This is a genomic window from Photorhabdus australis DSM 17609 (assembly GCF_000711895.1).
GTDB classification, from domain to species: domain Bacteria; phylum Pseudomonadota; class Gammaproteobacteria; order Enterobacterales; family Enterobacteriaceae; genus Photorhabdus; species Photorhabdus australis.
The window spans coordinates 52,152-62,127 of record NZ_KL543986.1; the positions used below are offsets into that span (position 1 = coordinate 52,152).

8 protein-coding genes and 2 pseudogenes are annotated in these 9,976 nt (G+C 49.0%); 4 read left to right on the forward strand and 6 right to left on the reverse strand.

Annotated features, from left to right (window positions below; all coding sequences use genetic code 11):
* From BO26_RS19780 to tssB, 5 genes are all read right to left on the reverse strand, one after another.
* The coding region (locus BO26_RS19780; protein WP_236637647.1) for an OmpA family protein at nt 1-1,809 on the reverse strand (1,809 nt) is incomplete at its 3' end.
* Complete coding sequence (gene tssL / locus BO26_RS19785) at nt 1,698-2,363, reverse strand: type VI secretion system protein TssL, short form (RefSeq protein ID WP_036774502.1); 666 nt, start codon at nt 2,361-2,363, stop codon at nt 1,698-1,700. The genes BO26_RS19780 and tssL, both read right to left, overlap by 112 nt.
* The gene (gene tssK / locus BO26_RS19790) at nt 2,360-3,709 is read right to left on the reverse strand and encodes a type VI secretion system baseplate subunit TssK (protein ID WP_036774503.1); all 1,350 of its coding nucleotides are present in this window, start codon (nt 3,707-3,709) and stop codon (nt 2,360-2,362) included. Before tssK ends, tssL begins: the two co-directional genes overlap by 4 nt.
* Before the next feature lie 10 nt (nt 3,710-3,719).
* Nucleotides 3,720-5,234 carry a type VI secretion system contractile sheath large subunit gene (gene tssC / locus BO26_RS19795; protein WP_420864721.1) on the reverse strand — a complete coding sequence of 505 codons (1,515 nt, stop codon included), beginning with the start codon at nt 5,232-5,234 and terminating at the stop codon, nt 3,720-3,722.
* Between the two features lie 85 nt (nt 5,235-5,319).
* Nucleotides 5,320-5,808 carry a type VI secretion system contractile sheath small subunit gene (gene tssB, locus BO26_RS19800; RefSeq protein WP_036774505.1) on the reverse strand — a complete coding sequence of 163 codons (489 nt, stop codon included), beginning with the start codon at nt 5,806-5,808 and terminating at the stop codon, nt 5,320-5,322.
* 1,083 nt (nt 5,809-6,891) lie between these two features.
* Here tssB and BO26_RS19810 point away from each other — a divergent pair.
* The 4 genes and pseudogenes from BO26_RS19810 (at nt 6,892) to BO26_RS24465 (ending at nt 9,893) form a co-directional block, all read left to right on the forward strand.
* The gene (locus tag BO26_RS19810; RefSeq protein WP_036774507.1) at nt 6,892-8,256 is read left to right on the forward strand and encodes a VRR-NUC domain-containing protein; all 1,365 of its coding nucleotides are present in this window, start codon (nt 6,892-6,894) and stop codon (nt 8,254-8,256) included.
* Nucleotides 8,257-8,271: 15 nt separating this feature from the next.
* Entirely contained in the window at nt 8,272-9,417 is a 1,146-nt protein-coding gene (locus BO26_RS19815; protein WP_036774509.1) for a DUF3396 domain-containing protein, read from the forward strand.
* Nucleotides 9,418-9,454: 37 nt separating this feature from the next.
* A pseudogene (locus BO26_RS19820) lies at nt 9,455-9,739 on the forward strand (type VI immunity family protein); the annotation flags it as partial.
* Nucleotides 9,740-9,770: 31 nt separating this feature from the next.
* The gene (locus tag BO26_RS24465; protein WP_268870619.1) at nt 9,771-9,893 is read left to right on the forward strand and encodes a hypothetical protein; all 123 of its coding nucleotides are present in this window, start codon (nt 9,771-9,773) and stop codon (nt 9,891-9,893) included.
* Here BO26_RS24465 and BO26_RS19825 read toward each other — a convergent pair.
* Nucleotides 9,838-9,963 (reverse strand): annotated as a pseudogene (locus tag BO26_RS19825) (type II toxin-antitoxin system Phd/YefM family antitoxin); the annotation flags it as partial. The gene BO26_RS24465 and the pseudogene BO26_RS19825 sit on opposite strands and share 56 nt — an antisense overlap.
* Between the last annotated feature and the right edge of the window lie 13 nt (nt 9,964-9,976).

Here is a 9,976-nt window from a genome sequence, read left to right on the forward strand (position 1 = left end):
TGATAAAGAGCCTGACACCACCTGCAGTCGCTGGCAGGCGACTGCGTTAGGGACCAGACGGATTTCAACTCTGCGGTTGGCAGCACGCCCCGCAGCCGTTGAATTGGTGGCGACCGGCCGCGTTGCACCTTCGCCCTGTACGGCAAAGCAAGCGAGTGGAATATCGCTGGTTCGTGATAACCAGTCGCGTACCGCTTCTGCTCGCGCCAGTGACAGTGCCCGGTTTTTCGCGGCATCGCCGGTAGAATCGGTATAGCCAGTGATCACTATCAACCAACCTGGCTTAGCGCGAATATTCATTAGCGCGTTAACTAACACTTTGGTCGAACCGACTTTCAGTTTCGCCTGACCAACATCGAACAACGCCAAACTGTTCAGACTGATGGTCTGCGGGATGGCTGTCGTCACTGACTTTTTCTCCGGCAGTTCAGTGACATTACTGGCAATAGCCGCCTGCAACCGCGGACGTAACCGTGCGCCCTGATACAATCCCAATCCCAAACGCCACGGCACCCCGTCGCGGTAATATGCTTCAAGCAATTTGTCATCCGCCTGCAGTACCGCTACCGCCTGTGCTCTGCGGCCCTTCTCCGTGATGGCGAGAGACTGATAGTGCAACAGATCTCCCTCCATCTGACGCAATAACTGTCGGTTATGCCAGGCAGAACAGCTCAGTGCGATAATCCCGGCCAGCAAAAAGAGTCCTAAGGCCGTGCACTGCGCCCGCTGTACCGGTGTCAGTCCCATTCCCGTTGGTAACAGGCGCAATACCCGATCCGGGAAAGGGAGTACCGAGATAGTTTTCGTCGTATCTGGCAAATTGGGTGGGTTTCCTGCCCCTTTTAGCGCTGTTCTGCTCTGCCACCATTGTTGCCAGACATGGTCAGTTAATCGATGGGGTAACGTCGGCACAAATGTCAGCATCATGGCCAGCGGAGGACAAGGCGGCAAACCCTCCTCTGGGGTCAGACAAGTCGGCAATATGTATTCTTTCATCCAGTCAGCCCAACCGGTCAGCTCGACCCCACGCTGAAAACGCGCCATCTGTTCTGTCACCGTGCCCTGTCTCAGCCAATCCGCTAACGGCTGAAACGCGGCTTTCTCCTGCCAGACCGTCACGCTGGACTGTCCCGCCAGCCACTCAAACCACGGTGGATCAGGTTGTTGCAAGGCATCAGCTAAATAACCGGTCAACAATAAAGGGAGCGGGATGCCATGTCGTTGGCGCACCTGCGAAAGCTGCCAACGCAGCTCCCGTACCCGACCGGCCAACATTGCCGCATCACAGTATTGCTGTGGATTGAACACTGCCATCACGCTCAACTGCCCGCCCCAAGATGGCCGGGCAGCCAGCAAAGTTTCTACTCCATCAGACAGAGACATTCCAGATGGCAAGCACAACCAACAGCCCTGTGGCGTCTGACGCAGCCATTCCTCACCAAACAAGCCGTCTTGAATGTCACTGCATACCAGCACCACTGGTTGACGGTCATTTTCTGGTGGCAGCAATGCCGACAGATCATCATGCCGTTCCCGCAGCCGGGATCGTTCGGTATAAATTCCCACGGTCAATGTGATAAGCACGATGATGACCACGCCCACCCACTGACCTGTAAGTGATAAAGGCAACCAGATCAAGCAAAGCAACAGCGCCAGCCCCGCTCCCCATACCCACAGCCCCCGTTGCAACCAGAGACTCATCGTATCGCCCCCGGTGACAACGTTGCCAGATACTGGTTTAGCCCCCACCAGACGCCGGCCAGCACGGCCACTGTCACGACCAGTCGACGGGCAACGGCGTACCGCCAATCGCCAAACCGAGACGCACAATTCAGTAGAGAAGAAGACTGAACAGACCCGAAAGGGATAACCTGCTCATTTAAGCAAGTTATCAGTTGTTCCCGAACCTGAGGGGTCTCTTCCCGACCATCGCCTTCAAATCCCAACATCAGCACCCGATGAAAACAGGTCAGTACCGCTTTATCAGGCGCTGGTTCCTGTAAAACAGTGCGTATCCGCTCGTACAATTGGTTACCCGCCTCCGCCGTATCAAAGAAATAAGCCTGTAACGAGGCCGCACGCCAGGCTGTATACCCCGCATCCTTCGCCCGTTTCAGGATGGTTTCATCCAGCAGGGCACACTGGGCATAACTGATATGCTCAATCGCGGATTCGCTGACACCCGCATCATGCAGTTCCTGCCGAACCCGTTCTATCTCGCCGGTACAGTGTTGCCATATCGTGTCCCCCTGCTTTACCGGTACGTTCTGACACAGCGCCGTCACCAGCAGGTAGCTGTTTTGCAACAAGGCATCAATATCCGGGTGCCGTTTTTTTTGAGTCGTTAAATGTGATGAATTCATGTCCGCAGTACCGCAAACAGTTCAAGTTGAATCTCGCCCAGGATACTGGGCACGTAAAAGGCACAGGTTCCTGCCGCCAGCATCGCTTTAGCCGCCGGATGGCTCAGTTCAAAAGCAAAATATTGGTTCTCCAGCCGTAACGGAACCGCTGCCGGGACGTGACTGAGTGCCACCAGCGGGATCCCGGTCAGCGCCCGGTTAATCATCCGGTCAACATCATCCGGCGCACCGGCTTTACACAGCAGCGGAAACCGGGCCTGCAATTGATGGGCTGGCATTGATGAACGGACCGAAAGATAAAAATCTGCCGCTTCGCACAAACGAGCATCATGCAAAGTTCCCAACCATTGCTGTTCTCCCTGTTTCCTCAGCTCAATCGTTACCATGCGCGACGGCAGGCTGGTTTCCAGCAATTGGTTCAACAAGTCAAACAACGGGAGAAACACCCCGGTCAGGTTATCGTGCTGATAACGGGGGATCACTCCAGCATCATGGTCCAGTGAAAAGGTCAGCAGGCTGCCAACCAGTTTGACTATTTCACGGTAGAACAGCTCTGGATGCACATCCGCGTGAAGCAGAAAATCACTCAGCACCGGTTCATAACTGTTCAGCGCATTGAGTAACCAAAACAATGAGACATCCGCCACGGCAAAATCCGCCATCCGTTCGTTACTCTCACGACGCATTCCCATCAACCGAGCCTGTTTGGCCCTTAGCTGGGTCAGCAACCGATCGAGCCGAGTGATCAGTCCGGCATTCGCCCCGACACGCAGTAATGGCGGCACAAATTGCGTATCAAACGCCCAGTTTCCCTGAGCATCACGCAACAGGCGGGCAACCGGGCAAGTGAGATATTGTCCGTTTTCCATGCTGTCAAAACGTAGCGACACAGCATAACGAGCCGCCGCCATCGATTCACTACGGTCACCGAATTCATCCTGTACCGACACCCATTCCTGCCGGTAACGCACCGGGCGATCAACCTGTTCATCCGGCTTAAGACAATTACCGCCGTTCGCGTAAGTATGTGGCAGTGCCAGTAAGACGATGGCCTGTTGCGTATCAACTGGCAGGAGCTCCGCCAATGTGAGTACCGGCGGTAACCTGTCAGCCTGATCGGTATCAATCAGCGAACCATCAGCAAAACGTACACACAGGTGATCGGCCTTCAACTGTCCCAGCGCCAGTGCATCTTTATCAAACACAGCCGCTTGCACTCCCCAAGGGTGTACCCACCCCAGACGGGCAATACGCTCGTTAGCATAGGCTTCCCAGCGGGCCTGCTGCTGAAACTGTTGGGGCGATAAGATGGTCCCCGTTACCCAGAGCGGACGATCAATTTTCATGCGGTCCTCCTTACCCTTTCGCTTTCGGCATCTGAGAAACCAGCGACAGATTGACGTCCAGCCCTTCTACCTGAAAGTGCGGCACCGCATACAGTTTGACCCGGAAAAATCCTGGATTGTCGTCAATATCCTCAACGATCACTCGCGCTTCACGCAATGGATGTGAGGCTTGCAGATCGTCAGATGGATCGGTCATCTCAGTCACCAGCGTGTTGATCCAGTTGTTCAGTTCAACTTCCAACAAACGTCGATCTTTAGTGGTGCCGATATTTTCTCGTTGAATCAACTTCAGGTAATGGGAAATACGGGATAGCAGGAAGATATACGGCAGACGTGCATTAATGCGGCTGTTAGCCGTCGCTTCCCCCGTGTCGTATATCGCCGGTTTCTGCGTTGAGTTAGCCGAGAAGAAGCAGGCGTAATCGCGGTTTTTATAGTAAGAGAGCGGAATAAAACCCAAATTAGCAAATTCAAACTCGCGGGTTTCCGGGATCATCACCTCTGAAGGAATTTTGACCTGACTGCCAGTGCCCAGATCGTAGAGGTGGATCGGCAAATCAGGGACCGCCCCACCCGCCTGTGGCCCACGGATCTGCACACACCAACCATTTCCGACAAAGCTTTTCACCATGTTAGCGGCAAAAGCAAAAGCCGCATTGGTCCACAAATATTTATTGTGGTCCGGCCCTTTGACTTGTTCCATGTAATTAAAGGTTCGTACCGGTACTGTATCCGGGCCGTAAGGCAGACGCCCCAACACCCGCGGCAATGTCAGGCCGATGTAACGGGCATCGTCGCTGTCGCGGAAGGATTTCCATTTGATATATTCAGCGCGGTCAAAGTAGCTACCAATGTCTTTAATGGATGCGACTTCTTCCATGGTCTCCTTGCCAAAAAAGGCCGGGCCAGCAGAAGCAATAAAAGGCATATGCGCCGCTGCCGCCACTTTAGCGATATTGCGCAACAGGGCAATGTCCTGCGATCCGGCACCAAATTCATAGTTGGCAATCACTGAGCCGATAGGTTCACCGCCCGGAGTATCGTATTCCTGAATGTAGGTATGGCAATAGAAACCGCTTTGAACAATTTCCGGCGCATCATCAAAATCTTGCCGCAAATCGTCCTTAGTCACATCCAGCACTTCAATTTTGACGTTCTGACGAAAATCCGTCCGGTCAACCAGAAACTTCAGGCCCCGCCAGGCTGCTTCCACCTGTTGGAATGCCGGATGATGCATGACAACATCCAGTTGCCGGCTAATTTGGCTATCCAGTGCATCAATATGCTGATCCAGCAACGTTTTATCCAGACGCTTAACTTTTTGCGCCGACTCTTTCAACCGTGTGAGAAAAACGCTGACCGCCGCTGTAACTCGCTCATCCGTCGTTACATCGGCCAGTGCATCGTTATCCTGAAAACGGTTGATATCACTCAGCCGTTCAACCGGCTGTAAATGGATTTTTTCAAACAAAGATTGATAAATGCTACCTTCACTGTAGGTCGTCGTCGCTACAGCAGATGTCATCTGTTCTTGTACCGCCATTAATTTATCCTTAACTTAAATTTCATGAAAATAAGGTGATAAGAAAATAGTGTGATGATTAGTCTTCCTACGGCGCCAATGCTGCCAGTTCCGCTCGTAGTTCATCACTCAGTTGGTCATCCCGGAGAATGTGCTCCAATTCCCGGCGAAACGTGGCATTGTCAAGCAGGTTGGATTTCAGGTCGCGCAACAGATTGCGCATAGCAAGCAGCGCCCTCAGGTGCGGAATTTGGCGGGCTACTTGCTCAGGTTCAAAGTCTTTTATTTGCCGGAAAGCCAGCGCGATATTCGCCTCACTGCCGTCACCCACCAGGGTATTTTCAACCGTCAGGTTAAGGGCCGGGCTGAATTCAGCCAATGCGCTGTCAAAATTGTTTTTGTTAATAGAAACCTTTTCTCTTTCCGAAAGAGGGCGTTGTTCCTGTCCGTTGCTGTAATCTCCCATCACCAATAATTTCAAGGGTAATTCCACTTTTTTCTGTGCACCGCCCGTATGCAAATCTAATTTGATATTAATACGCGCTTTGGGGATCTCATTTTGAAAACTTTGTGCCATAAGCCACTCCTCAATAATAAAATGAAACGAAAGACATGATGGACATGCCATAGCAGATTTCAGAAACAGGAAACCGGATTCAGATATTTAAAGACAGGCCATCAACCAGAAACAAAATAAGAGAAAACCGACATCGCTCACCACAATAAATAAAACCACCTATCCGGCGAGCTATTTCTTGCATGGGGTGATTTTCTAAATAGATTTAAATTAAATCAAGCTAATTTTTATCAAAAAGCACTTTTTGTTTAAAATTGATAATATGTAAATCCCAGTAAAGAAGAGAAAATAAATATAATTTATAAACTAAAAATAAACGAAATTTAATTTATTAAAATAAAACGTTGCATTTATTTTAATAACATGAATCAGATTATTTTCTCTGTTATAACAAGATGATTTATGGGGAGATAAAACGTAAGAAGTTGATTTTTATAAAATTAATACTGGGAATTATCGATGCAAATATTCCATTTTTAATCTAAAAATTTAACAGAAAAATATATGTAAAAAAGAATGATTATTAGTTGCGTCATGAAAATGAGAATAAATTCAGTTACACATATCAAAACAGGAAAGAAATAATTTCACCGTCAGGGGGATATATAATAACTTTCAAACATAAAACCAGACAGGTTAATAAGGATATTATCACGAAATCCTTTAAATATATTCCCTCACTCCATCCCGCCATAATCACCTTTCTATTATAAGCTCTACTCTTAGTTTTATTCTCACCTCTATCCTCTACAATCAAACAAATAAGTATGAAAATGAAAGAAATTAAAATCACCGCAAAGCAACCCCTTTTTCAATGCAAGGTTGTCACTGCAAAGATTATTTGATTTAATAAATTGTATTCAAAGAAAAAATATCAAAACATATATACCCAATAGATTTCAAGATGCATCGCGACGGCAAGGGAGCGAATCCCCGGGAGCATAGATAACTATGTGACTGGGGTAAGTGAACGCAGCCAACAAAGAAGCAACTTGAAAGATGACGGGTATATACCCTAATGGAATACCGGGCCAGTGGTAACACGCCGGTGGAATATGTTATGGCGTTTAAGGAGAAATAAGTATGACAATATCCAACAGCGGCAGGATGTGTCCGGCTGTCACCTCAATTAATTGTACGATGGAAATCGGTGTCTTTCCCGCTGATGAAGATCCCTGTTATCTGGCGGAAAAAGCCGAGTATGCCCTGCGTATGCCGGCAATGATTACTACCAAACTGGGGGTTATTCGTTTTCTTAATCAAGTCATTATGAGTGGATTGATTAAGGTTGAGGAACTTAAACATGACTTTCTGTGGCCCTATAAAGCGGAAGTAGTGTTTGCTATCAGAGGGAAGAAGGATGTTCCTTTACCTATGCTGGCGACCAGTCTGGCCTCTAAACAGCGTTATAGCGGTAATTTACCGCAATCCAGCAATCCGTTTGCCCGACCTTCTGCCGAAGACGCGGAGAAATTTGGGGTCATTGGTATCCGTCGGCCCGATATTATTTTAGTTAAAGATGAAGCTCTCCGCTGGCCGGGCAGAAAGGCCACCTACTTCGATGGCTCTGTTCACCCTGATAATCTGAAGATGTTGATTGAGGTGAAATTTCCAGGGGATGGACTCTCTGACAATCAGGAACGAGATTATATCCAGATTGCGACCGAAGACCGCTTCGGTGTAATGCGTGTCGACGATAACCGCACAGAAGAGCAAAAACAGTATGATGAAGCATGGAGAAAACTCTATCAACCCAGTTCCCAACACTATAAAAACCCGATACCACTGGCCCCACTGCCACCCAATTCACCTCCTGACGATGACACCTTACCTACCCCCATTCCTCCCGAAGAAGGCGTACCGGGCACTATTCCGCAACCCCTGACAAAAAAACTCCCGCTTCTCAGCACTTCCCGCTGGTCGTTTTTACCCAGCTATGAAGACTGGGTTGTCCTCGGGCAAGAAGTAGCTGGTCTGGCCGAAAATGGGTTGAATTATGTCCGCGACAGTACCCGTGAACTCCTCGCCCAGTTTGGCATGTGGTGCAGTGAGGCCGGAAAGTGGGTATGTAACGAGATTATTGACCCAATAACCCACCAAGTCAGCTACGCTTTTTCCTGGGTTAGTGAACAGACAGGGAAAATCGTGACCTGGACTGAGAGCGAGATAAAAGCCCAATGGCAAACCGTGCAACAGGGCACCGATCTCACGCTGGAAGAGCTAAAAAACATTAACTGGATGCAAATATTGAAAAAAGTTGGTGAAGAAATGCTGGAAGTGGTTGTGATAATTGCCGAAGTCACGGTTGTTATCCTTGTCACCTTTGCCGTCGCTGCCGCGCTGATTGCATTGGTGGAAATTTTAGCCGCAGCTGCAACAGTCGGCGCCGCAGCGTTAGCCGCCGTCCTGGCCATATTGGCGAGTGTGACATTTGCTACCGCCTCATAATTAACGGAGAAAATAATGGAAACTGTAGATTACTTTGCCCAACTGAGATCAAAATTGACCTCTTTTCTTTTTCTCAATGGCGATGGGCTGACTGTTTCTCGTCTGGGGCTTTCGATTACCCTGTTTTTTAAACAGGGCTACACGCTGGAGAAAAAGCAACGTATTCTGGCCTGTTATCGTCGCTTTCGTGAAGAGTTTGGCACTCACTTGCGTTTTCACCGTCATGAGCTGGAAGGGCTAAAAAAATATTCACCGGAAAATATTGCCAAAGTGGAAGAAGGCATTCTTAATCAGAAAAAAAATCAGCCCTCTAGCTGGGTAGTTAGCGATGCTAAAAACATCTATGAAGCCCCTCACTATCTGATGCGTTACCTGGATTCCCGGGAAATTGATGGTGATGATGATAGCTCTTACCTGAGTCTGACACTGCCCTGGGATTATCTGAAAGAACCAGAGGGCATGACTCGTTTTATGGCGTGGCTGGACTTTCTGTGTGAACAACTCGAACCCGACAGTGGGGACTGTGGTTATTGTCTGGTCCTGCCCAGAGATTACCATGACTACTTTCCTTTAGAGTACCAACTGGCGCAACGTTACCCTTCCCTGCAGGTGAACTCAACGGTTCATACTGCGGTATTACAGTATGAGCATTCCATCCGTAGTATTAACTGGATCACCCTGCTGTCCAAACGCTTTGTAAGACGTCTGGGCGGCGAAGTCTGGATACGCAAAACACTGGCTCGTTACCCGGATGTGGTGATTAGTCCTTACTCCAATGGTCTGATGATACGGGCGGGTAAATACCCAGATCTGACCCCGCTGCCGGGCAGTGTCCCGGAGAGTTATTTTGCCATTAATCAGCTGATACGCCCGATACGGGTTATCCCCCGTGAAGGTCATTCTCTGCATTTTTATGGGGCGGGTCATTTTACGACAGCTTCCACTCTGGCCTGGTATGCCCGTTATGACCGTGAACCTCTGCATATCACACCACTCCGGGCTGGCTATCCAGCACGGGTCAGCGGATTCTGGCGAACAGACAGACTCCCCGGAAAACTGTATTTCTTTGCTCAGGGTGCCATAGCTTTTGACATCGAAGGTGCAGAATCAGGGACAACCATGTGGCATCTGGTACGAGAGGCGGCAAGTATCGCGGAATAACAGATTATCCACCGCTTCATAATGAACGGAGAAAATAATGGAAACTGTAGATTACTTTGCCCAACTGAGATCACAATTGACCTCCTTTCTTTTTCTCAATGCCGATGGGCTGACTGTTTCCCGTCTGGGACTCTCGATTACCCTGTTTTTTAAACAGGGCTACACTCAGGAGAAAAAGCAACACATTCTGGCCTGTTATCGTCGCTTTCGCGAAGAATTTGGTACTCACCTGCGTTTTCATAGCCATTCACTGAAAGGGTTAAGCAAATATTCACCGGAGAATATTATTAAGATGGAGGAAGGTATTCTCGCCAGGAAAAAAACCAGCTCTGTGGTTGTATAGGTCACAGGTAATGATCCAAATCTACATCTCTATATCAACATCAACCAATACCTGCTCTCTACGCTCATTGGCGAGTCGAACGCTGGCTGGTTACGATTTAGGATCGCAACAGGGTATCCAGCCCCAGAGTTAACGGTTGCCATCGGGTTCTTTTTTAGTTCACTAATGCTTGCACTAGTATCTGATAAAATTATGTCAGCCATAGAAATACGCCAA

Excerpts from the sequence above, each read along its gene's own strand:
- tssC (WP_420864721.1), bottom strand. The coding sequence starts at position 5,234 with ATGACATCTGCTGTAGCGACGACGACCTACAGTGAAGGTAGCATTTAT.
- tssL (WP_036774502.1), bottom strand. The coding sequence starts at position 2,363 with ATGAATTCATCACATTTAACGACTCAAAAAAAACGGCACCCGGATATT.
- BO26_RS24465 (WP_268870619.1), top strand. The coding sequence starts at position 9,771 with ATGATCCAAATCTACATCTCTATATCAACATCAACCAATACCTGCTCT.
- tssK (WP_036774503.1), bottom strand. The coding sequence starts at position 3,709 with ATGAAAATTGATCGTCCGCTCTGGGTAACGGGGACCATCTTATCGCCC.
- BO26_RS19815 (WP_036774509.1), top strand. The coding sequence starts at position 8,272 with ATGGAAACTGTAGATTACTTTGCCCAACTGAGATCAAAATTGACCTCT.
- tssB (WP_036774505.1), bottom strand. The coding sequence starts at position 5,808 with ATGGCACAAAGTTTTCAAAATGAGATCCCCAAAGCGCGTATTAATATC.
- BO26_RS19810 (WP_036774507.1), top strand. The coding sequence starts at position 6,892 with ATGACAATATCCAACAGCGGCAGGATGTGTCCGGCTGTCACCTCAATT.